General features: G+C 70.9%; 24 protein-coding genes. 10 read left to right on the forward strand and 14 right to left on the reverse strand.

Annotated features, from left to right (window positions below; translation table 11 throughout):
• Positions 1 to 5: 5 nt before the first annotated feature.
• The 3 genes from ACESM1_RS07015 to gltX all read right to left on the reverse strand — a co-directional run bounded on the left by ACESM1_RS07015 (position 6) and on the right by gltX (position 3,312).
• On the reverse strand, positions 6 to 224 hold the full coding sequence (locus tag ACESM1_RS07015; RefSeq protein WP_372618978.1) for a DUF305 domain-containing protein: 219 nt from the start codon (positions 222 to 224) through the stop codon (positions 6 to 8).
• 254 nt (positions 225 to 478) lie between these two features.
• Positions 479 to 1,972 carry a cysteine--tRNA ligase gene (gene cysS, locus ACESM1_RS07020; RefSeq protein WP_372618979.1) on the reverse strand — a complete coding sequence of 498 codons (1,494 nt, stop codon included), beginning with the start codon at positions 1,970 to 1,972 and terminating at the stop codon, positions 479 to 481.
• A gap of 5 nt (positions 1,973 to 1,977) precedes the next feature.
• Complete coding sequence (gltX, locus tag ACESM1_RS07025) at positions 1,978 to 3,312, reverse strand: glutamate--tRNA ligase (RefSeq protein WP_372618980.1); 1,335 nt, start codon at positions 3,310 to 3,312, stop codon at positions 1,978 to 1,980.
• Positions 3,313 to 3,453: 141 nt separating this feature from the next.
• On the opposite strand from gltX, the gene ACESM1_RS07030 reads away from it, so the two are divergent.
• On the forward strand, positions 3,454 to 3,834 hold the full coding sequence (locus ACESM1_RS07030) for a hypothetical protein (RefSeq protein ID WP_372618981.1): 381 nt from the start codon (positions 3,454 to 3,456) through the stop codon (positions 3,832 to 3,834).
• A 19-nt stretch (positions 3,835 to 3,853) separates the two neighbouring features.
• On the opposite strand, the gene ACESM1_RS07035 is transcribed toward ACESM1_RS07030, so the two are convergent.
• From ACESM1_RS07035 to glmU, 8 genes are all read right to left on the reverse strand, one after another.
• Positions 3,854 to 4,258, reverse strand: coding sequence for a hypothetical protein (locus tag ACESM1_RS07035; RefSeq protein ID WP_372618982.1), 405 nt, complete (start codon positions 4,256 to 4,258; stop codon positions 3,854 to 3,856).
• Entirely contained in the window at positions 4,255 to 5,571 is a 1,317-nt protein-coding gene (locus ACESM1_RS07040; protein ID WP_372618983.1) for a nitrilase-related carbon-nitrogen hydrolase, read from the reverse strand. Before ACESM1_RS07040 ends, ACESM1_RS07035 begins: the two co-directional genes overlap by 4 nt.
• Before the next feature lie 34 nt (positions 5,572 to 5,605).
• On the reverse strand, positions 5,606 to 6,520 hold the full coding sequence (locus tag ACESM1_RS07045) for a DMT family transporter (RefSeq protein ID WP_372619091.1): 915 nt from the start codon (positions 6,518 to 6,520) through the stop codon (positions 5,606 to 5,608).
• Positions 6,499 to 7,677 (reverse strand): nicotinate phosphoribosyltransferase, encoded by a 1,179-nt coding sequence (locus ACESM1_RS07050; RefSeq protein WP_372618984.1) that lies wholly within the window; start codon positions 7,675 to 7,677, stop codon positions 6,499 to 6,501. Before ACESM1_RS07050 ends, ACESM1_RS07045 begins: the two co-directional genes overlap by 22 nt.
• On the reverse strand, positions 7,674 to 9,053 hold the full coding sequence (locus ACESM1_RS07055) for a class II 3-deoxy-7-phosphoheptulonate synthase (RefSeq protein WP_372618985.1): 1,380 nt from the start codon (positions 9,051 to 9,053) through the stop codon (positions 7,674 to 7,676). Before ACESM1_RS07055 ends, ACESM1_RS07050 begins: the two co-directional genes overlap by 4 nt.
• Positions 9,054 to 9,132: 79 nt before the next feature.
• Entirely contained in the window at positions 9,133 to 10,509 is a 1,377-nt protein-coding gene (gene gorA / locus ACESM1_RS07060; RefSeq protein WP_372618986.1) for a glutathione-disulfide reductase, read from the reverse strand.
• Positions 10,510 to 10,634: 125 nt separating this feature from the next.
• Positions 10,635 to 12,113, reverse strand: coding sequence for an NAD-dependent succinate-semialdehyde dehydrogenase (locus ACESM1_RS07065; protein ID WP_372618987.1), 1,479 nt, complete (start codon positions 12,111 to 12,113; stop codon positions 10,635 to 10,637).
• Positions 12,114 to 12,166: 53 nt separating this feature from the next.
• Positions 12,167 to 13,477 carry a bifunctional UDP-N-acetylglucosamine diphosphorylase/glucosamine-1-phosphate N-acetyltransferase GlmU gene (gene glmU, locus ACESM1_RS07070; protein ID WP_372618988.1) on the reverse strand — a complete coding sequence of 437 codons (1,311 nt, stop codon included), beginning with the start codon at positions 13,475 to 13,477 and terminating at the stop codon, positions 12,167 to 12,169.
• An 81-nt stretch (positions 13,478 to 13,558) separates the two neighbouring features.
• Here glmU and gph point away from each other — a divergent pair, with 81 nt between their 5' ends.
• Positions 13,559 to 14,221: a phosphoglycolate phosphatase gene (gene gph / locus ACESM1_RS07075; RefSeq protein WP_372618989.1), complete on the forward strand. Its 663-nt coding sequence runs from the start codon at positions 13,559 to 13,561 to the stop codon at positions 14,219 to 14,221.
• Positions 14,222 to 14,347: 126 nt separating this feature from the next.
• Here the strand turns inward: gph and ACESM1_RS07080 are convergent, their stop codons facing one another.
• On the reverse strand, positions 14,348 to 14,473 hold the full coding sequence (locus ACESM1_RS07080; RefSeq protein ID WP_372618990.1) for a hypothetical protein: 126 nt from the start codon (positions 14,471 to 14,473) through the stop codon (positions 14,348 to 14,350).
• A 382-nt stretch (positions 14,474 to 14,855) separates the two neighbouring features.
• On the opposite strand from ACESM1_RS07080, the gene ACESM1_RS07085 reads away from it, so the two are divergent.
• Positions 14,856 to 15,551, forward strand: a complete 696-nt coding sequence (locus ACESM1_RS07085; protein WP_372618991.1) for a CBS domain-containing protein — start codon at positions 14,856 to 14,858, stop codon at positions 15,549 to 15,551.
• Positions 15,552 to 15,591: 40 nt separating this feature from the next.
• On the opposite strand, the gene ACESM1_RS07090 is transcribed toward ACESM1_RS07085, so the two are convergent.
• The gene (locus ACESM1_RS07090) at positions 15,592 to 16,368 is read right to left on the reverse strand and encodes a DUF2182 domain-containing protein (protein ID WP_372618992.1); all 777 of its coding nucleotides are present in this window, start codon (positions 16,366 to 16,368) and stop codon (positions 15,592 to 15,594) included.
• 62 nt (positions 16,369 to 16,430) lie between these two features.
• The gene (locus ACESM1_RS07095) at positions 16,431 to 17,069 is read right to left on the reverse strand and encodes a DUF1326 domain-containing protein (protein ID WP_372618993.1); all 639 of its coding nucleotides are present in this window, start codon (positions 17,067 to 17,069) and stop codon (positions 16,431 to 16,433) included.
• 287 nt (positions 17,070 to 17,356) lie between these two features.
• Here ACESM1_RS07095 and ACESM1_RS07100 point away from each other — a divergent pair, with 287 nt between their 5' ends.
• The 7 genes from ACESM1_RS07100 to purQ all read left to right on the forward strand — a co-directional run bounded on the left by ACESM1_RS07100 (position 17,357) and on the right by purQ (position 21,806).
• On the forward strand, positions 17,357 to 18,313 hold the full coding sequence (locus ACESM1_RS07100; protein ID WP_372618994.1) for a tripartite tricarboxylate transporter substrate binding protein: 957 nt from the start codon (positions 17,357 to 17,359) through the stop codon (positions 18,311 to 18,313).
• A 171-nt stretch (positions 18,314 to 18,484) separates the two neighbouring features.
• Positions 18,485 to 19,228 (forward strand): NRDE family protein, encoded by a 744-nt coding sequence (locus ACESM1_RS07105; RefSeq protein ID WP_372618995.1) that lies wholly within the window; start codon positions 18,485 to 18,487, stop codon positions 19,226 to 19,228.
• Positions 19,225 to 19,707: an anti-virulence regulator CigR family protein gene (locus ACESM1_RS07110; protein WP_372618996.1), complete on the forward strand. Its 483-nt coding sequence runs from the start codon at positions 19,225 to 19,227 to the stop codon at positions 19,705 to 19,707. The genes ACESM1_RS07105 and ACESM1_RS07110 overlap by 4 nt, the downstream gene beginning before the upstream one ends.
• 163 nt (positions 19,708 to 19,870) lie before the next feature.
• Positions 19,871 to 20,635 (forward strand): phosphoribosylaminoimidazolesuccinocarboxamide synthase, encoded by a 765-nt coding sequence (gene purC, locus ACESM1_RS07115; RefSeq protein WP_372618997.1) that lies wholly within the window; start codon positions 19,871 to 19,873, stop codon positions 20,633 to 20,635.
• Positions 20,632 to 20,871 (forward strand): phosphoribosylformylglycinamidine synthase subunit PurS, encoded by a 240-nt coding sequence (purS, locus tag ACESM1_RS07120; RefSeq protein ID WP_372618998.1) that lies wholly within the window; start codon positions 20,632 to 20,634, stop codon positions 20,869 to 20,871. The genes purC and purS overlap by 4 nt, the downstream gene beginning before the upstream one ends.
• Positions 20,872 to 20,875: 4 nt before the next feature.
• On the forward strand, positions 20,876 to 21,109 hold the full coding sequence (locus ACESM1_RS07125; protein WP_372618999.1) for a hypothetical protein: 234 nt from the start codon (positions 20,876 to 20,878) through the stop codon (positions 21,107 to 21,109).
• A 1-nt stretch (position 21,110) separates the two neighbouring features.
• Positions 21,111 to 21,806: a phosphoribosylformylglycinamidine synthase subunit PurQ gene (gene purQ, locus ACESM1_RS07130; RefSeq protein ID WP_372619000.1), complete on the forward strand. Its 696-nt coding sequence runs from the start codon at positions 21,111 to 21,113 to the stop codon at positions 21,804 to 21,806.
• Positions 21,807 to 21,838: the final 32 nt, after the last annotated feature.

Below are 21,838 nucleotides of genomic sequence, written 5' to 3' on the forward strand. Positions count from 1 at the left end.
TGGCGTCATTGCGACGCGGTGCGGGCGAGGAAGGCGCGAAGCTGCGCGATCTCGGCCTCCTGCGTGCGGATGACGTCCTCGGCGAGCTTCCTGATCTCCGCATCGCGGCCGTGGCGCAGCGCAACGTGCACCATGTCGATGGCGCCCTGGTGGTGCGGGATCATCGCGGCGGCAAAGTCGCGATCGGCATCGCCGGTGAACTGCACGGCCATCTCGCGATGCATGCGCTCATTAATCGCGCGGTATTCGCGCGTGCTGGCGGGTTCGGCCGCGGCGGCCGGGGCGTGGTGGCCGGCATGCTAGGCGGAAGCGGGCACGGCGACGGTCAGGGCGAGCAGGGCGGCGAGGGCGAGGCGGGTCATGACGGATTCTCCGGAGGATGGGCCGGAGCTTGTGTGAAAGCTTCCCATGGAGGGAAGGCAAGCGGCCAGGTGCCCGTCCCGCTCCCTCCCCCGCAATGCGGGGGGAGGGAGTTCGGTCACGCCCGCCGCCATGTCGTCCCCTGTGGTCCGTCCTCCAGCAGGATGCCCTGGTCCGCAAGCTCCTTGCGGATGCGGTCGGCCTCGGCCCAGTTCTTCGCCTTCCGGGCGGCGAGGCGGGCGGCGATGGCGGACTGTATTGCAGCCTCGGCTTCCGCATCGGCTTCGTGCACGCCATCCGAACGCGCGACGAACATACGCGCGGGCTGGCCAGTAACAGCAACGTATCCCGTCCCTGCCTCAAGCCGATATCCAGGCTTCCCCTGCAGCCAGCTGTTCGGGTCATACCTGAGCACACCCAGCATGTCCGCGGCTGCCAGGATTCTGCCCTTCAAATGGGGCAGTGCGTCTACATCCTGCACCTCTAGCGCCTTGTTCGCGCCCGACACCAGATAGTGCAGCGACGCCAGCGCCAGCGGCGTGTTGAGGTCGTCCGCCAGCGCCTGCTCGAAGGGCGGCTGCTCGACCGCATGCGGCTCGTCGCCGCGCTCCGCCGCCACATCCGCCATCTTCGACAGCGCACGATAGAAGCGATCCAGCTCCTTTCGCGCTTCCTGCAACCCCGCCTCGGTGTAGTCCAGCGCCTGCCGGTAATGCGTCTTCAGCAGCAGCAGCCGAAACGCCTCACCCGCCCAGGGCCCGAGCGCCAGGATATCCTGCACGGTGCGGAAATTGCCGAGCGACTTCGACATCTTCTCGCCGTCCACGAGCAGCATGCCGTTGTGCATCCAGTAGCGCGCGAAGTGCGAACCGGGAAACGCGCAGACGCTCTGCGCCACCTCGTTCTCGTGGTGCGGGAACAGCAGGTCCTGCCCGCCGCCATGGATGTCGAACTCCTCGCCGAGATGCTTCCACGACATCGCGCTGCATTCGATGTGCCAGCCGGGCCGGCCGCGGCCCCAGGGGCTGTCCCAGCCGGGCTGCTCGGCCGTGCTCGGCTTCCACAGCACGAAGTCGCCGGGATCGCGCTTGTACGGCGCAACCTCCACCCGCGCGCCGGCGAGCAACTCGTCCGGCGAGCGGCCGGAGAGCCTGCCGTACTCGGCGAAGGACGAAACGGCGAACAGCACATGCCCCTGCGCCTCATAGGCATGGCCGTTGGCGATCAGCCGCTCGATCAGCGCGACCATTTCAGGAATCGTGGCGGTCGCGCGCGGCTCGACATCCGGCGGCAGCACGCCGAGCGCCGCCATGTCGCGATGGAAATCCGCGGTGGTCCGCGCGGTCAGCGCCTCGATCCCCTCGCCGCTTTCGCGTGCGCGGTCGATGATCTTGTCCTCGACATCGGTGATGTTGCGCGCATAGGTGACGCGCGGATACAGCCGGCGCAGCAGCCGCACCAGCACGTCGAACACCACGTTCGGCCGCGCATTGCCGAGATGCGCCAGGTCATAGACCGTCGGGCCGCAGACATAGATCCGCACATGGTCGGGATCGAGCGGGACGAAACGCTCCTTGCGGCGCGTCGCGCTGTTGTGGATATGCAGGTCCATGTCGTTCAGCCGGTTGCCGCCTGGCGCAGGCGCCGCAAGGCCCGCGCGCGGCCGATCAGGGGAAGGAATGTCTTGAGGTCCGGCCCGTGCTCCTCGCCGGTCAGGGCGCGGCGCAACGGCATGTAGAGCGCCTTGCCCTTTCGACCGGTGGCACTCGCCACGCTGGCCGTCCAGGCCGGCCAGGTGGCCTCGTCCCACGGCTCCTCGGGCAGGGCTTCCGCGGCGATGCGCAGCAGCTCGGCATCGGCGGGATCGCCGATCGGCACGATCTCGCCCGCCACCACGTCCCACCAGTCCCGCGCCTCGCGGAACAGGTCGAGGTTGCCGCGGATCGCGTTCCAGAAGGGCTCCGTCGCGCCATCCGGCAGGCGGTCCCGCACGGCGTCGAAGGCCAGGCCGTGCAGCCATTTCCGGTTCAGCGCGAGCAGCTGCCTCATGTCGAAGCGCGCCGCGCTCTTCGAGACCTTTCCCAGGTCGTAGGAGGCGGCGAGCTCCGCCGGCATCCCGGGGACCGGATCGGCGCTCGATCCGAGCGCGGCGAGGTAGCCGGCCAGCGCCGCCGGCTCCACGCCGTCGCGGCGCAGCTGGCGCAGGCCGACGCTGCCGGTGCGCTTCGAGAGCGGGCCGCCATCGGCATCGGTCAGCAGCGGCAGGTGCGCGAAGCGCATCTTCCGTGGATCGCCGCCCAGCGCGCCGAGAATGTCGAGCTGGATGCCGGTGTTGGTGACATGATCCTCGCCGCGGACGATGTCCGTGATCCCGGTCTCAAGGTCGTCCACCACCGAGGTGAAGGTGTAGAGGAAGCTGCCATCGGCGCGGATCAGCACCGGGTCCGACAAGCTGGTGAGCTTCACCGAACGGCGCCCCAGCACGCCATCCTGCCACTCCGCCGCAACGCCCGAGAGCAGGAAGCGCCAGTGCGGCTGCTTGCCGTTGGCCAGGGCGCGGTCGAGCTGCTCCTTCGTCATCCTCAGCGCCGCGCGGTCGTAGAGCGGCGGCTTGCCCTGGCGGGTGCGCTGCTCGCGCTTGAAGGCGAGTTCCTCCTCGGTCTCCAGGCAGGGGTAGAGGCGGCCGGCTGCCTTCAACGTCTCGGCAGCCGCGGCGTAGCGGTCCAGCCGGTCGGACTGCGCGATGCGCTCGTCCCAGTCGAGGCCGAGCCAGCGCAGGTCCTCCTCGATGGCCTGGGCGTATTCGGGCTTGGATCGCTCGGTGTCGGTGTCGTCCAGGCGCAGCAGGAAGCGCCCGCCCCGGTGCCGGGCCAGGCACCAGTTGGCGAGGGCGATGCGGGCATTGCCGACATGCAGCAGCCCGGTGGGCGAGGGCGCGAAACGAACCTTCATCGCCGCCACAGGAACGCCAGAAGCCCGGCGAAGGCAAGGCGCCCGGTGGGGGGCGCGGCAGGGGGCGGCCATCATCTCGGCGCAATCCCGCCGTTCGATGCGTATATGGAATCGGGTCGGAACCCGAAGGAGCAGGCCAGGATGAGGACCACCGCACTCCGCACGCTGCTGGTGGCCGGCACGGTGCTGGCCGGCGCGCTCGCGGCGCCGGCGGCCGAGGCCGGCGGGCGCGACCGCGGCCACGGCTGGGGCCACGGACATCACCGCCACTGGGCGCCGCCGCCCCCGCGCGTCTACCACCATCACCACCGCGGCTGGAATGGCGCCCCGCTGCTGGGGGCGATCATCGGGCTTGGCGCGGGCGTAGCCATCGGCTCGGCGCTCGCGGCGCCGCCACCGCCGCCCGTCTACGACGCGCCCCCGCCGCCGGTCTATTACCAGCCGCCGCCGGTGGTCTATCAGCCGCCGCCCGTGATGTACCAGCCGGGCATGGGATACGCGCCGGCAAAATCGGTGTGGTGAGGCGCGGGAGGAGGGGAGGCTATTCCTCCTCCTCTTCGTCGTCCTCCTCGCGCCGCGGGTCGAGGACGCGCCAGTTGCGTTCCTCGGGATCGGGGGCGCGGGCCTCGGCGAAGGCATGCAGTTCGGTGGCGCTCTTCCAGGCGTCGTCGCCGGCGCCGACGACCTCGGCGTCCTCGCCATAGGCGAACCAGGCTTCCAGGACCGCTTCGGCGCCCATGCCGCGGGCGCGGCAGCGGTCCAGGCTGTCGCGCACATAGCGGCGGGCGAAGGCGTTGGCGTGGGCGATGCTGCGGAAGCCGCGCACCACCTCCACCGGCTCCGAGCCATTGGCGCCCGAGAGGTCCAGGATGCGCACCGCCAGCCCGGAAGGCGCCGAAAGCGCCTCCGAGAAGATCGGGTCCTGCCCGTCGTCGCTGCCGCTCATCGCTCGGGGTCCGTCATGCCTGGGGTGGAAGGGAAATGCTCGATCAACGGCCCCGGCACCACCATGCCCGCAGGGCCGCGCGCGCCGGCCGGGCGCCCAGCGTTGCGCCAACGGGCGAGCGCGACAGCCGTTGCAGCGTCGAGGCCGGCGAGCGGGGCATGGCCCTCCGCCAGCGCGTCGCCGACCGGCAATGCACCGAGGCGCCGGGACAGGCTGGCCAGCGCCAATCGCCGGACCTCGGCAACGGGCGCCACGGCCTCGGGGCCGAGCATCGCGGCAAAGCCCGCCAGCGCCGGCGCGAGCGGCGTCATGTCGCAGCCGATGCCGAGCAGGCTGGCGCAGGCCTCGGCCGCCGCGATCCGCGCCGCCGGCCAATCCGGCGCCGGCAGCACCACCGCGCGGACATGCCGGGGGCCCAGCGCATCCACCGCCAGCGCGGCGGCGAGCGCCTCGCCAAGCCCGCCCGACAGCGGGACCAGCGCGGCCGAAAGTCCGCGCCCGGCCACCGCATCGGCAAGGCCGAGCATCATCGCCCGCCAGCGCGCCTCCAGCGGATCGAGCGGCGGGGCAAGTAGCTGGGCCAGGCAGGACAGGCCCTCCGCGTCGCGTGCCCATTCGGTGACGTGCAACTCAGATTCGAACTGCGGCAGTTGCGCCGCCAGGCCGCGATCGGGGTTCAGCACGAAGCCGCCGCCATCGAACACCGCCTCCCCCTGCCCGCCCACGCGGTTGCAGTAGGCGAAGCCGAGCCCCGTCTCCACCACCCGCGCGACCGCCAGGTCCACCCGCCTAGCCGCGGCGCCGGGCACGAAGGGTGCGGCGTCCACCGCGACCAGCAGTTCGGCCCCGGTCTCCGACAGCGTCTCGGCCACCGCCGGCCCATGCCAGTCGGCGCCGATCATCAAGCCGAGCCGCACCCCGCGGATATTGACCGGCCCGGGTGCGGGGCCAGGATCGAACGGCTCGCCGCGCGCCACCTCATGCCGGGCGCGGTGGGCCGCGATGCGGCCGGCATCGAGCAGGAAGACGGCGTCGTGACGCTTTCCCTGCTCCACGCGGGGGGCGCCAACCAGCAACGCCGGGCCGCCCTCGGCGGTGGTGGCGGCCAAGGCCGCCACCGCTTCCTGCGCCGCCGTGTCGAAGCCCGCATCGCCCGCGGCCTGGCCGGCCAGCGAGAGCGCCGGCGTCACGACGATGTCCGCGCCGAGGGCAGCCGCCTCCGCCCACGCCGCACGCAGCCGCGCAGCATTGCCGACGAGGTCGCCGGGGCGCGCGTTGAACTGGGCAAGCGCGATGTGCAGGCGTTCCGTCATGGCGCGCGCAAGCTGCTTCGGCGGTCGCCCGCGGTCAACGCGCCGCCCGGCCGAGGACGCCGAGGATCATCCCCACGGAGACCAGCGCCACGCCCGCGATCCCCACCGCCCCCAGCGCCTCGCCGAGCAGCGGCCAGGCGAGCAGCGCGCCCATCGCCGGCGTCAGGGAGGTGACGGTGGTGGTGCGCGTCGGTCCGATCGCGGCGACAGCGCGGGTGAACAGGAAGGCCGAAAGCACCGTCGCCATGGTCCCCTGGAAGAGGGAATGAAAGGCGATGACGCCGGCCGGCACGGCGTCGAGGTTGCTCGGCAGGAAGGCCCACCAGACCGGCAGGTAGAGTGGCGCGGGGATCAGCGCCATGGCGATGGTCGCGTCCATCGCCGGGATGCGCCAGCGCCGCGCCAGCACGGCGTAGCTCGACCAGGAGAGGGCAGCGCAAAGGAACAGCAGGTCGCCCCGCCATGCACCGGGATGGCTGCCGAAGGTGTCGAGTGCCAGAAGGGCGATGCCGAAGGCGACCACCCCGAGCGAGAGCAGTCGGCGCCGCGTCCAGGCCTCGTGCAGCAGCGGAACGGCCAGCGCGGCGGTCATGAAGGGCAGCATGCCCGGCATCAGCACGCCGCCATGAGCCGCCGGGGCGAAGGCGAAGCCGTTGAAGGCGAACATCGGGAAGCCGAAGCTCGCGAAGGCGCCGATCGCCGCCACCTGGCGCAGCTTCAGCCGCGGCAGGCCGAAGATCGCCACCAGCGGCAGCGCGACCAGGAAGGAGCAGGTGAAGCGCAGCGCGCCCATGTCCCAGGGCGTCAGCGCCTGCTGCGCCGAGAGGCGGGAGAACACCAGGAAGCCGGTCCAGACGAACAGCACCGCGACGGCGCAGGCGTAGCCCAGCCTGCGCTCCCGCGCGGCGTCCGGGGCGGCGGGCTGGCTCAGCTGCCCGCGCCGCGCCAGCGCCCGCCGTTGCGGCGCAGCAGGAACTCGCGGCCGACCTTCACGCGCTGCTGGCCATCATACTCGACGATGTCGGCGGTGGCGTAGGTCTCGTACCACGCATCGGGGATGAAGCTGCCGGTGCCGACCACGTCGATCGGCGCCTTCGCCTCCGCCATCACGCCGCATTTGCGCACGCCGAAGCCGGAGGAGGCGACGATGCGCACCTTGGGGAAGCCCGCCTCGTCCAGCACCTCGCGCATGCGCCAGATGGCGGCGGCGGACACGCCGGTGCCGACCAGGTGGCGCAACTCCGATTCCGAGCGGTAGCGGCGCACCGCCTGCGGCGCGTGGCGTTCCAGCACGGCGTAGGACTCCGCCGGGTCGAGCCCTTCCAGGAAGCGCCCGCCATGGGTGTCGAGCCGCAGCGCCAGCCGCCCGGCCGCGGCGAGATCGGGGAACCGGCGGCAGACCTCCAGCCCATCCGTCACCTCGCGGCCGAAATAGTCGGTCAGTACGGTCAGGTCGGCGTCCGGGAAGGTCTCGTGGAACATCTCGGCGGCGCGGACAGTGGAGCCGGCATAGCCGATCAGCGCATGCGGCATGGTGCCGCGACCTTTCCCCGGGCCGAACCAGTGGGCGGTGGCGTCATTGGCGTTGCCGATGAAGCCCTTGGCGCCTTCCCGCCGCGCCGCCGCGCTGCCGACCGAGGCGGCGTAGGCCATCATCTCCTGCATCTCGGCGCCGGCGCAGTGCCGCGCCTCCATGGCGAGGAAGGGCACGCCCGGCAGCTCGCAGCACATCTGGTAGGCGTTGTGCGCGGCAACGCAGGCCGCACCGAGCTTCTGCAGCACGATGGTCTCGAGATCCACCAGTTGCACGAAGCGGCCGGAGAGATAGAGGATGGGGTCGCCGGCGCCGACCCAGGCGCCTTCCTCATGCATCAGCTCGATGTCGAAGGCGGTGCCGCGTGTCTCCGCCACGCGCCGCAGCCAGTCCACGGCGAGGCGGGGCGCGGAGATGACCGGCCGGCGGAGGAACACCGCGTAGGTCACGCGGCAGTCGCCGAAGCGCGCCACGATCGCCTTGGTGCGGTTGAAGTAGCTGTCGGTGCGGGCGGCGATGGATGCGTCGTCCACCGCCTCCGCACGGCGGCCCGCCGTGGCGGGATCGCTCACTGTGCCGCCTGGGCCGGCACGACGCTGCCCGGCCGGCGCGCCTTCAGCTCCTCCGCGATCAGGAAGGCGAGTTCCAGAGACTGCTCGGCGTTCAGCCGCGGGTCGCAGAAGGTCGCGTAGTTGCCGGCCAGGTCGGCCTCCGTCAGGCGATGCGCGCCACCGAGGCATTCGGTCACGTTCTGCCCCGTCATCTCGACATGCACGCCGCCGGGGATGGTGCCCTCTGCCGCATGGCAGTCGAAGAAGCCGCGCACCTCCTGCAGGATCGCGTCGAAGCTGCGGGTCTTGTAGGCGCCGGCCTTCACGCCGTTGCCGTGCATCGGATCGCACAGCCAGACCACGTTGCGTCCCGCCTTCTTCACCGCGCGCAACAGGGCGGGAAGCTTCGCCTCGACCTTGTCCGCACCCATGCGGGAGATCAGCGTCAGCCGCCCCTTCTCGTTGGCGGGATTGAGGATCTCCGTCAGGCGCACCAGCTCGTCCGGCTCCATGCTCGGCCCGACCTTCATGCCGATCGGGTTGGCGACGCCGCGCATGAACTCGACATGCGCGCCATCCGGCTGGCGGGTGCGGTCGCCGATCCAGAGGAAATGCGCCGAACACGCATACCACTTGCCCGGATGCGTCGAGGGCTGGCGGGTCATCGCTTCCTCGAAGGGAAGCAGCAGGGATTCGTGGGAGGTGTAGAATTCCGTCTCCCGCACCTGCGGCAGGTCGGACATGCCACACGCGCCCATGAAGCGCAGCGTCTCGTCGATGCGCTGGGCCAGGTCCTCGTATCGGCCAGCCAGCGGGCTGCGCTTGGCGAAGTCGAGGTTCCAGCGATGCACCTCGTGCAGGTCCGCGTAGCCACCCGTCGAGAAGGCGCGCAGCAGGTTCAGCGTGGCGGCCGATTGCAGATAGGCGAACTCCATCCGGCCGGGATCGGGGATCCGCGCCTCGGCGGTGAAGTCGGGGCCGTTGATGATGTCGCCGCGGTAGGAGGGCAGCGTGGTGCCCTCCATCGTCTCGGTGTCGCTGCTGCGCGGCTTGGCGAACTGGCCCGCCATGCGGCCGAGCTTCACCACCGGCAGCGAGGCGCCGAAGGTGAGGACGACCGCCATCTGCAGCAGGACGCGGAAGGTGTCGCGGATGGTGTCGGCGTGGAATTCGGCGAAGCTCTCCGCGCAATCGCCGCCCTGCAGCACGAATGTGCTGCCGTCCCCGGCCTGAGCGAGCTTCGCCTTCAGCCGGTCCGCCTCACCTGCAAAAACCAGCGGTGGAAATCGGCCGACCTTCTCTTCCATGGCCCGCAGGCGGGCCTGGTCAGGATAATCGGGGACCTGGCGGATCGGCATGGCCCGCCAGGAAGCCGGACTCCACGCGCGCGATGGCATCGTTTCCTCGTCGCTCCACTCCAAGTGGGGCACCATAGCGGCCGCGGCGGTTTCGGCAAACCGCCCCGAAGTCGTAGGCCTATTCGGCCGCCGCCTGCACCCCCGCCTCCCGCGCGCGGGTCCGCAGGGTGACGAACTCCTCGGCGGCGGTGGGGTGGATGCCGATGGTACGGTCGAAATCCTGCTTGGTGGCGCCCATCGTTACCGCGATGCCGATGCCCTGCATGATCTCCGCCGCATCCTCGCCCAGCATATGGGCGCCGAGGATCTTCTGGCTCGCCTGGTCCACCACCAGCTTCATCACGGTCTTCCGCCCCTCGCGCTTGCTGATGGTGTGGCGCATCGGGGTGAAGCGGGTGAGGTAGATGTCCACCGGCCCGCGCGCCGCGGCATCGGCCTCGCTGAGGCCGACCGTGCCGATCGGCGGCGAGGTGAAGACGGCCGAGGGCACATTCTCGTAGCTGGCCCTGCGCGGGCGGTTGCCGAACAGCGTGTCGGCCAGCGCATGCCCGACGGCCGTGGCCATGGGCGTGAGGTTCACCCGATCGATCACGTCGCCGATGGCGTAGATGTGCGGCTGGCTGGTGGCGTGCTCGTCATCCACCACGATGGCGCCGTTGGCCGCAGTCTTCACGCCGGCGGCTTCCAGGCCAAGCCCCTTGGTGTAGGGCAGGCGGCCGGTGCAGAAGAACACCGCATCCACCTCCCGGACGAAGTTGGTCGAGAGGCCGAGCAGCAACTCGTCGTCGGCGCGGGTGATGCGGGTGGGCGAGACGTCGGAGTTCAGCCGGATCCCCTGCGCGGTCAGCGCCTCGGCCAGCGCGGCCCGGATATCGTCGTCGAAGCCCCGCAGCGGCAGGGAGGCGCGATAGACCAGGTCAACCTCCGCGCCCAGGCCGCGCAGCAGGCAGGCGAACTCCACCGCGATGTAGCCGGAGCCGAGCACCGCAACGCGCTTCGGCAGCGCGCCCAGGGTGAACAGGTCGTCGGAGATCAGGCCGAGCCCGGCGCCCGGGATGTCGAGCCGCTGCGGCTGGCCGCCGGTGGCGATGACGATCTTTTCCGCCGTGACACGCTTGCCGCCGACCTCGACGGTGTGCGCGTCGAGGAGGGTGGCGCGGGCGTCGAAGGTGGTGGCGCCGGCGCCCTTCAGCAGCTTGTCGTAGATGGCGGAGAGGCGTGCGACTTCCGTGTCACGGGCGGCGGCGAGCTTCCGCCAGTCATGGCCGTTGTTCGTGATGTCCCAGCCGAAGGCGGCGGCGTCCTCGGCCCACATGCCGTATTCGGCGGCGTTGACCATGATCTTCTTCGGCACGCAGCCGACATTGACGCAGGTGCCGCCCCAGAAGCGTTCCTCGGCCACGCCGACGCGCGCGCCGTGCGAGGCCGCGATGCGCGCGCAACGCACGCCGGCGGAGCCGCCGCCGATGACGAAGAGGTCGAAGTCGTAGCTCATCCTGGCCTCTCTGTTCGGCGGGCCTGCGGCCCCTACCCCAACCCTCTCCCGCTACGCGGGAGAGGGAATGCGCCGTCAAACCCTCACCCGCAATGCGGGGCAGGGTGGCTGCGCCGCGCGACGTCTCAGTTCCCGATCCCGCCCAGGGCCAGATACTTGATCTCGAGATAGTCCTCGATCCCGTACTTGCTGCCCTCGCGCCCGAGGCCGCTTTCCTTGACGCCGCCGAAGGGTGCGACCTCGGTCGAGATGATGCCCTCGTTGATGCCGATGATGCCGCTCTCCAGCGCCTCGGCCACGCGGAAGATGCGGCCGATGTCGCGGGCGTAGAAATAGGCGGCAAGGCCGAACTCGCTGTCATTGGCCATCGCCACCGCCTCCTCCTCGGTCTTGAAGCGGATGAGGGGCGCAACGGGGCCGAAGGTCTCCTCGCGGAAGACCAGCGCCGACTTCGGGACATTCACCAGCACCGTCGGCTCGAAGAAATTGCCGCCCTGCGCGTGGCGCTTGCCGCCGGTCAGCACCGCGCCGCCCTTCGAGACGGCATCGGCGATGTGCTCCTCCACCTTCGCCACCGCGTCGGCGTTGATCAGCGGGCCCTGCGTGACGCCGGGCTCCATGCCGTTGCCGACCTTCAGTGCCTCGACCGCGGACTTCAGCTTACCCGCGAAGGCGTCGTACACGCCGTCCTGCACGAAGATGCGGTTGGCGCAGACGCAGGTCTGGCCGGTATTGCGGTACTTGCTCGCCATCGCGCCCTGCACGGCGGCATCCAGGTCCGCGTCGTCGAAGACGATGAAGGGTGCATTGCCGCCGAGTTCCATCGAGGTCTTCTTGATCGTCGTCGCGCATTGCGCCAGCAGCTTGCGACCGACCTCGGTGGAGCCGGTGAAGGAGAACTTCCGGACGTGCGGGTTGGAGGTGAGCTCGCCGCCCGTCTCGCCGCTCGGCCCGGTGATGATGTTGCACACGCCCGCCGGCATGCCCGCACGCTCCGCCAGCACGCCGATCGCCAGCGCGCTGAACGGTGTCTGGGAGGCCGGGCGGATCACGCCGGTGCAGCCCGCGGCCCAGCCGGGACCGGCCTTGCGGGTGATCATCGCGGCGGGGAAGTTCCAGGGCGTGATGGCGGCGAAGACGCCGATCGGCTCCTTCAGCACCAGGATGCGGCGGCCCTTGGCGTTCTGCGGGATGGTGTCGCCATAGACGCGCTTCCCTTCCTCGGCGAACCACTCGATGAAGCTGGCGGCATAGGCGATCTCGCCCTTGCTCTCGGCGAGCGGCTTGCCCTGCTCGGCGGTCATGATGGCGGCGAGGTCGTCGGTGTTCGCCAGCATCAGGTCGTTGAGCCTGCGCAGGATCGCCGCGCGCTCCTTGGCGAGCATCGCGCGCCAGCCGGCGAAGGCGGCCTGCGCCGCCTCGATGGCGCGGCGCGTCTCGGCGGCGGACATGGCGGGGACGTTGCCGATCACCTCGCCCGTGGCGGGGTTGCGCACCGGGGTGGTCTTCCCGCTTTCGGCCTGCACCCAGCTCCCGCCGATCAGGTTGGCCTGCCGGAACAGATCGGGATCCTTGAGGGGCAGCTTCGCGGTCACGTCGAGCATGGCGGCTTTCCTTCCCTTCGGTCGCCGGAAGATAGGACGGCGGCCCGCCCCTGTCAGCCGCGCCCCTTCTTCCCCTTGAACCCCCGCCCCGCCTTGTTGACCTGCCGCCCCCGCGCCACCGCCAGGGCATCGGCGGGCACATCCTCCGTGATCACGCTGCCGGCACCGACCAGCGCCCGCGCGCCCACCGACACGGGGGCAACCAGCGCGGTATCCGAGCCGATGAAGGCGCCCTCCCCGATCACCGTGCGGTGCTTGTTCACGCCGTCGTAATTGCAGGTGATGGTGCCCGCGCCGATGTTCGCGCCCGCGCCGATGTCGGCATCGCCGAGATAGCTGAGGTGGTTGGCCTTCGCCCCCTCCCCCAGCACCGCCGCCTTCAGTTCCACGAAATTGCCGACATGCGCGCCGCGCTCGACCACCGTGCCGGGGCGAAGCCGCGCGAAGGGGCCGATGATCGCGCCGCGCTTCACCACGCAGCCTTCGAGATGGCTGAAGGCGCGGATCTCGACGCCGTCCTCCACCGCGACGCCAGGCCCGAACACCACGTTGGGGCCGACCGTCACGTCCTGCCCGAGCGCGGTATCGTGGCTGAACACCACGCTCTCCGGCTGGATCAGCGTCGCCCCGCCTTCCATCGCCGCTCGGCGCAGGCGGCGCTGCATCTCGGCCTCGGCCTCGGCGAGCTCCACGCGGGAGTTGATGCCGCGCAGCTCCGCCTCCGGCGCCTCCACCGCGGCCACCCGCACGCCCTCCGCGACGGCGAATGCGACGATGTCGGTCAGGTAGTATTCGCGCTTGGCATTGTCGTTCCTCACCAGGCGCAGCCAACGGAACAGGTCGGCCGCCCTCGCGCAGACCACGCCGGCATTGCACAGCGTGACGGCGCGCTCGGCCTCCGTCGCGTCCGCCCATTCCACGACACGGGTCACGCCGCCCGAGCCATCGGTCAGCACACGGCCATATTTCGCCGGATCGGCGGGCCGCATCGCCAGCAGCGCCAGCCCCGCGCCATCCCGCGCCGCCCGCAGGCGCCGCATCGTCTCGGCGGTGATCAACGCGTTGTCGGCATAGAGCACGGCCGCATCGCCCGCGAAGCCTTCCAGCAGCGGCGCCGCCTGCAGCGCGGCGTGCCCCGTGCCGAGGCGCTCCGCCTGCACCACCGTGGGGTGCGGCGCGGCGGCGCGTTCCAGCGCCGGCATGTCCGGCCCTACCACCACCACGGCGCGGTCGAACACCTCCCCGGCCGCGGCCAGCAGCTGGTTCAGCATCGGCCGCCCGGCGAGCGGGTGCAGCGCCTTGGGAAGCGCCGAGCGCATGCGCGTGCCGAGCCCGGCGGCGAGGAGAATGGCGGCGGCGGTCATGGCCTCCGCGTAACGCCACGCGCGATCTCCGGCAAGCGCGCTCTCTTGCCCGCCCGGCCCGCCCGGCCTATCCGCGCCGACATGACAAGACTGGCCGTATTCGACCTCGACGGGACGCTGGTGGACAGCGCCCCCGACCTGCACGCCGCGCTGGACCGCCTGATGGCCGGCCGCCAGCTGCCCGGCTTCGGCCGCGCCGAGGTGGTCGGCATGATCGGCGATGGGGCGAGGGTGCTGGTGGAACGCGCGCTGGCCGCCCGGGGCCAACCCTTCGACCAGGCCGCGCTAGACGCCTTCCTGGCGGATTACACCGCGAATGCCGCCGTCGAGACGCGGCCCTTCCCCGGCGTGGCGGAGGCACTGGACCAGTTGCAGCAGGCCGGCTGGCGGCTCGCCGTCTGCACCAACAAGCCGGCCGGGGCCGCGCGCGGGTTGCTCGGCGCGCTCGGCCTGCTGGAGCGGCTGGCGGCCCTCGGCGGCGGCGACAGCTTCCCGGTGCGCAAGCCGCACCCTGGCCACCTGCTGGCGACCATCGCCGCGGCGGGCGGGGTGCCGGCGACCTCGGTGATGGTCGGCGATCACCGCAACGACGTGGAGGCCGCGCGCGGCGCAGGCATTCCCTGCGTCTTCGTCGGCTGGGGCTATGGCCCGCTGGCGATGGCCGATGGCGCGGCAATCGCCACCTGGCCGGCCTCGCTGCCGGCGGAGCTCGACGCGGCGCTTGCCAACGACCGCACCCGCTGAGCTTCGGCCAGGGTATGCAGTCCTGGGGTGTCCTGGCGTGCCCCCCTTGTGAGCGGGAGCGCCTCTGCCCGCACTTGGGCACAGCGTAGCGCTACACCGCGGGAATAATCATCTGGCGGACCGGCCTCATCCAATGGCGCCACCCGCCAGGGCATGGCCGACGCCGCCGCGGATGTGCTCGGCAAGCACCTCCCGCGCTGTCGCGGCACTGCGCGGCAACGCGCTCTCGCGCAGCGCCGGGTGCTCGCGCATTGCGATGTCGCCGCGGAAACCGAGTGCCAGGTTCGCAGATAGCGGTCGAACACCGCTGATCAGCGCGATCCGCTGAGCGCGGTCAGGCTCGCGGCGCTAACGCGGCGCGCCGGGTCATGCCGTGACGCGAGGCCAGAAGATGAGCCCCGCCCGCGACGCCTTCTCGTCTGGGCTCGCCGGCGCGCCGAGAGCGTGCTGGCCCCGCTTGCTGGTGGCATGCTCATCGCCTGCGCCGTGCAGATTTTCATGCGATCGATGATGAATGGCCCGCTGGGCTGGACGACCGAAGTTCTGTGGTTCGCAGGGTGCTCGCTCTGCCATCCAGGCTTGTTGATCGCACTGCTTCCCGCAATGCTGCGTTGAGCGCGGGGAGGACCAGGTGATGGCGGCTCTGCGTGCGCGCGACGTGATGACGACGGGGGGAGTCACGGTGGCTCCGGAGACGCCCGTGGCGGCGGTGGCCCGGATGTTCGCCGACCGCGGCCTGTCGGCCGCCACGGTGACGGACGCCAGCGGAACTCTGCTCGGCATCGTCACTGAATCCGACCTGATACGTCGGCTGGCGGACGAGGACGACCAGCCATCCGGCTGGCTCGCGCGCCTGTTCGACGGTCCGTTCTCCAGGGCCGAGCGATACGCTCGCAGTCACGGCGTCTACGCGAGCGAGCTGATGACGACGCCGGTGGTCACCGTCGGTCCGGAAGAAGGCGTCGCTCACGTCGCCCGACTGATGGAGGAACACCACATCCGCCGCATTCCCGTGGCCGAGGACGGGCGCCTGCTCGGCCTCATCAGCCGATCCGACCTTGTGCGGGCGCTGGTGGCGCAGCAGCCAACGCCGGCCGGCGAGCTTTCCGACGACGAGATCCATCGCGGCGTGATTGCCGCGATGCGACGGGCTTCCTGGGCCGACACGGTGCACGCGGCAGTCCACGTGCAGGACGGCGTCGTCGAGTTCTACGGCTACAGCCCCTCGGAGACGGTCAGCCGCGCACTGCGCGTGCTGGCGGAGAACGTGCCGGGGGTGAAGGGCGTGGTTGACCGTACCCGGCACCGGTTCAGCGGAGACCCGAGCTGACGGAAGCGCCGGCAGCGCAGCCAGGCGCAGAATTGGGTGTTCACACTGCGACCGCTACGAGCCCGACCACCCCCCAGCCGATCAACCCGGCACCCAGCACCCAGCTAACCACCTGCCCCGCAGGCATGAGCTTCTCGGCCAGCACGAGCAGCGCCAACCCGGCGATCCAGGCGAGGTTCATCACGCCGCCCACGAACAGCAGGAGCATCATCGCCCAGCAGCAACCCAGGCAATACGCGCCGTGGCGGACGCCCATGGCGAAGGCACCGCTCGCGCCGCCGCGCCAGTGAGCAGCGAGAAACTCCAGTGGCGAGCGGCAGTGCCGCAGGCAGGCCCGCTTCAGCGGCGTGAATTGGTAGATCCCCGCCGCGATGAACAGAAGGCTCGCGGCGGTGGCCGTCCTCACGGACATTGCGGGCGTCAGCACGCCTGCCTGTTCAAGCGCCCATTGGGCAGCCGTGGCGACGATCGCGAAGCCGCCCCAGACCGCGGCATAGGCGACCGCGAAGAGCAGCGCGCGGCGTCCACCTCGCTCCGGATCCCTGCGGCGTGACACCGTGCCGTGGAGGAGGATCATCGGCGCTGCGCTCGGAAGCATCATCGCGAGCATCATGAGGACCCACATCACCACCATCAGGGCGGCATGGCCGGGCGACCAGGCCACCGGCATGGTCATGCCCGCCATCGCCGATCCCATGTCCATCCCTGCGCCGAGCAGCAGATAGCCCCACGCCAGAACGACCACCGTCACGAGCGTCAGCACCGTCGCGCGGCGATCGCGGCGCAGCACCGCGTCGAGTGTCCCGGCCTGGCCCATGTCGATGCCCCAGGAGGATTGCTTCGGATGCCCGGGCGGCGTGATGCCGCCCCGGTGCTGCGTCAGGCCGCGACGCCCATCGGGGTGTGCTCGACGCGCGCGAGCGAGCTGTGGCCCTCCGGCACGGAGAACCTGATGCCGGCGGTGCTCTCGATGCGGGCGCTCCCGATCTCGGCCTTGATGTGCTCGAAACCGTCCGGCATCACCACCTGGATGCGATGCGGAGCGCCGCTCACCGGGTTGCGGATCGGCTGGGTCTCGGTTTCCAGCACACCGGGGATCGAGACCCGTGCGGTGCGCTCGTCCATGTCGAACTCCACCTCGATCGGCGCGAAGACGGGGTCGAGCACCTTCGTCACGATCAGGCTGACGATGTGGAACAGGGTGCCCTCGTCGGAGTGCTTGCCCGACATGATCTGGAACAGCGCATCGCGCTGCTCCGGCGTGGCGCGCTCGTCGATGATCGGCTGAATGGTGCCGTTGCCCTCATGCAGTGCGCCGGGGAAGTCCACCGTCACGAAGAAGCTAAGCCCATCGAGGCGCACCTCGCCGAAATGGCCGTGCTCGATGCGCATGCCGAGCATGCCCTTGCACCAGCCCTGTGTCGGTCGGGCGTTGAAGTCGCATGGGCAGCCGAACGCGCAGTTGCAGTTCTTGATCCAATCGCCCTGGAGACGCCAATCGGTGCGATTCTGCTGCATGGTGGTTTGCCTCCGTTGGTCCGGGTTGCGAGCTGGCCGTCGCGGGCACGGAGAAGCAATGCGGTGGTCCGCTCCAGCCTGTGGCTGCAAAGGGGGCGCACGAATCCCAAGCTACGCCGATGAGCGCCCTGCCGCATGCAGAAAGCGAGACTGGTATCGTCGATTTGAGGCGGGGGCGACGAGGCGATGACGCGGCGTACGCATCCGCGCCCGACTGCTTCGGCAGCTTCGCAGGTTCGGCCGAAGCGGAACGGTGGTAGGCTTTGTTGAACGGAGGGATCCAAGTCATGCGAACGATGAGGCGTGTCATCCTGGCGGCGCTGCTTGCGCTGCCCTGTGCGGCGGTCGCGCAGGACTATCCAACGCGGCCGGTGACGGTGATCGTCGGCTACCCGCCCGGCGGCAACACGGACCTCATGGCCCGCGCGCTGCAACCCGAGCTCTCCCGTGCGCTCGGCCAGACGGTCGTGGTGCAGAATCGCGGCGGTGCGGCCGGGACGCTTGGCGCGGCGGAGGCAGCCCGCGCACGGCCTGACGGGTACACCCTGCTGTTCTCGCCGAACAACCCGCTGACCGCGCAGCCGCATCAGATGGCGCTCCCCTACTCGCTGGACAGCTTCCGCTTCATCTGCCTGGTCTACGACAATCCCCAGGTCATCGTGGCTGGCCGCAACGCGCCGTTCCAGGACTTCGCCGGCATGGTCCGCCACGGCCGCAGCGGGAAGGAGGCGCTGATCTTCGGCTCGCCCGGCCAGGGCAGCACGCAGCACATCCTGACCGCCGCGCTGCTTTCGCGCCTCGGCATAGAGGGCCTGCACGTGCCCTTCACCGGCGCCGGTCCGATGGCCCAGGCGGCGCTCGCAGGGCACATCCAGGTGTTCGTCGAGAGCGCCTCCATCCCTGCCTCGACCGGCCTGCCGGTGCTCGGCGCGATGGCGCGGGAGCGGATGGCGGGCCTGGCGGAGGTGCCGACCTTGACCGAACTGGGCCAGCCGCTCGTCGGCAGCAGCCATGGCGGCTTGCTGGCCCCCGCGGGGATCGCGGACACGGTTGCCGCGGCGCTGGAGCGGGCCTGCACCACGGCGGCAACCTCGGAGAGCTTCCGCACGGTGGCGCAGCGGCTGAATGCGGTGCCGCTGCATCTGCCCGGCGAGGCGTTCCGCGCCCGCTTCACCGAGGAGAGCGAGCTGAACCGGACCGTGCTGCGCGAGCTCGGGCTGGCGAGGACGGAAGGGACGCGATGAGGCGGGAACACGCGCGTTCGCGGGCCGTCACCGGACCTGCGGGATAACCGGTCGCGCGGCACGCGAGCGCGAATCCGGAAAGACCCCGGAGGAGGGCACGCCGTTGCGGTCGGCATGGGTGGTGCTGGCACGGGGGCTGCGGGCCACTGCGCCGGCTGGCAGTATCAGCTTGTGTGCACCGTCGTGATCCTGCGGCGGCCGGGGCATTCCTGGCCGCTGCTGCTGGCCGCCAACCGTGACGAGCGGCTCGACCGCGCCTGGGACGCGCCGGCAGCGCATTGGCCGGACCGCCCCGGCGTGGTCGGCGGCCGCGACGGCACCGCCGGGGGCACCTGGATGGCGATGCGTGGCGGCCTGGTGGCCGCGGTGCTGAACCGCCCGGGCAGCCTCGGCCCGGCGCCCGGCAAGCGCTCCCGCGGGGAATTGCCGCTGCTGGCGCTGTCGGCCGAGGGCGGGAAGGCCGCCGCCGCGCGAATCGCCGCGCTCGATGCCGGTGCCTGGCGGCCGTTCAACATGCTCATCGCCGATGCGCGCACGGCCTTCTTCCTGCGCGGCCTCGGCGAGGGCCGGCCACAGAGGGTGGCGCTGCCCGAGGGGGTCACCATGGTCACGGCGCATGAGCCGAACGACCCGACGAGCCCGCGAATCGCCCGGCATCTGCCCCGCTTCCGCGCCGCCACCCCGCCCGACCCCGACCAGGAGGCCTGGACCGCGTGGGAGACGCTGCTCGCCGACCGCGGCTTCGGCGCCGAGGGCGTCGCCGGCGCGCTGAACGTGCCGCCGGTGCAGGGTTTCGGCACGGTCTGCTCCAGCCTGGTTGCACTCGGCGCCGCCGGCGCGCAACGCTGGCGCTTCAGCCCCGGCCCGCCTGCGCCGGGCGGCTTCTTCGAGATCGCCCTGGATGAGCCCGCATGACCCCTGCCCGCCGTACCGCCCTGCTCACCGCGCTCGCCCTGCTGCCGCTGCCGGCTTTCGCGCAGCCGGAGGGCCGCGGCGGCGGGCAGGGGCGCGGCGGCGGCGGCGGTCAAGGCAACCGGGACAACCACGGCAATCGCGGGAATCAGGGCAATAGAGGGAACCAGGGCAACCGGAGCGATCAGGGCCGGCGGGGCGGGAGCCTCGACTCCGCCGATCTCGGCATCGTCCGCTCCTGGCTCGGGGCGAATCCGGGCTACAGCGTCCAGCCCCTGCCGCCCGGGATGCGCAACCGGCTGGCCCAGGGCAAGCCATTGCCGCCGGGGATCGCCCGCCGCACGGTGCCGCCCGGCCTGCTCGGCCTGCTGCCGCACCGGCCGGGCTACGACTACGTGATGGTGGGCGCCAGCCTGGTGCTGGTCAGCGTCGCAACCGGGGCGGTGGCAAGCATCCTGACCGACGCCCTGCTGCGCCGCTAGGCGCGCATGGGCCCCTCCCGCCCCCGGCGTGGCGGAGGGGGGACGGGCCTGCTATAGCCGCTGCGGCTTCCCGGGGCGCGCGCCCCGCGGCCTTGCGCGCCCGCATGGCCCTCCTGGGTCCTCCTCGGCCCGGGCGCGCGGCAGAGACAGGAGTTTCCACACCATGGCGCGCCGCCGGCAGGTCTATGAGGGCAAGGCAAAGATCCTCTTCGAGGGTCCGGAACCGGGCACCCTGGTGCAGTATTTCAAGGACGACGCCACTGCCTTCAACGCGAAGAAGAAGGGCACGATCACCGGCAAGGGCGTGCTCAACAACCGGATCAGCGAATACCTGATGACGCGGCTGTCCGAGATCGGCGTGCCGAACCACTTCATCCGCCGCCTCAACATGCGCGAGCAGCTGATCCGCGAGGTGGAGATCATCCCGCTGGAAGTGGTGGTGCGCAACGTCGCCGCCGGCAGCCTCTCCACCCGGCTGGGCATCCAGGAAGGCACGCGGCTGCCGCGCTCGATCATCGAGTTCTACTACAAGAACGATGCACTCAACGACCCGATGGTGTCGGAAGAGCACATCACCTGCTTCGGCTGGGCCACCACGCAGGACATCGACGACATCGTCTCGCTCACGCTGAGGGTGAACGATTTCCTCTCCGGCCTGTTCCTCGGCGTCGGCATCACGCTGGTGGATTTCAAGCTGGAATTCGGCCGGCTCTGGGAGAACGAGGAGATGCGCATCGTCCTCGCCGACGAGATCAGCCCCGACAATTGCCGCCTTTGGGACGCCAAGACCGGCGAGAAGATGGACAAGGACCGCTTCCGCCGCGACCTCGGCAAGGTCGAGGAAGGCTACCAGGAGGTGGCGCGGCGCCTCGGCATCCTGCCGGAAGCGGGCGTGCGCGACATGAAGGGACCGGAGACCGTCCAGTGAAGGCGAGAGTCTATGTGATGCCCAAGGCGGGCGTGCTCGACCCGCAAGGCAAGGCGATCGGCCACGCACTCGAGGGCCTCGGCTTCGCCGGGATCGGCGAGGTGCGCGCGGGCAAGGTGATCGAGCTGGAGCTGGCGGAATCCGATCCCGCCAAGGCGAAGGCGGCCGCCGAGGAGATGGCGCGGCGCCTGCTCGCCAACACGGTGATCGAGAGCTTCCGGGTCGAGGTGCTCTAGCCCCGTGGTCAAGGCCTCGGTCCTCATCGTCGTGGTGCTGACGGTGCTGATCGCCATGGGCCTGCGCTGGCGCGAGCAGCGCCTGCCGCAGGTGGCGGCGCAGCAGAAGCGGCTCGGGCTGATCGGGCGCGGCAAGAAGGGGCTGGACCGCTGGGTGACCGCGGCGGCGCTGGCAGTTGTGGTGACTCTGGTGGTGCTCGGCGGGCTGCATTGGCTGCGGGTTTGGATGGAAAGCTGACATGAAGGCTGTTGTTGTCGTCTTCCCCGGCACCAACCGCGAGCGCGACATGGCGATCGCGCTGGAACGCGCCACCGGCCAGCGGCCCACGCTGCTGTTCCACCGCGAGACGGCGCTGCCCGCGGGCACCGACCTGGTCGTGCTGCCGGGTGGCTTCTCCTATGGCGACTATCTCCGCTGCGGCGCCATGGCCGCGCAGTCGCCGATCATGCGCGAGGTCGCGGAGTTCGCGGGCAAGGGCGGCCATGTGCTCGGCGTCTGCAACGGCTTCCAGATCCTCTGCGAGGCCGGGCTGCTGCCTGGCGCGCTGCTGCGCAACGCATCGCTGCGCTTCCTCTCGATGGATTGCCACATGCGCGTGGAGCGCGCCGGCACGCCCTATACCGCGCATTGGCAGCAGGGCGCCGTGTTCCGCGCGCCGATGGCGCATGGTGACGGCAATTTCTTCTGTGACGACGAGACGCATCGGCGGCTGGTCGGCGAGAACCTGGTCGCCTTCCGCTACTGCACGCCGGACGGCCAGGTGACCGAAGCCGCCAACCGCAACGGCGCGCGCGACAACATCGCCGGAATCCTCGCGCCGAACCTTCGGGTGCTCGGCGTCATGCCGCATCCGGAGGATCTGGTGGACCCGTTGATGGGCGGCACGGACGGGCTGCCGATGTTCACCTCCCTCGTGGACACCCTCGCCGCCTGACCCCGGGCTGCGCGACACGCTTGCCGCCGCGC

The sequence above is a fragment of the Falsiroseomonas sp. genome, from assembly GCF_041690465.1.
In the GTDB taxonomy this organism is placed as follows: Bacteria; Pseudomonadota; Alphaproteobacteria; order Acetobacterales; family Acetobacteraceae; genus Falsiroseomonas.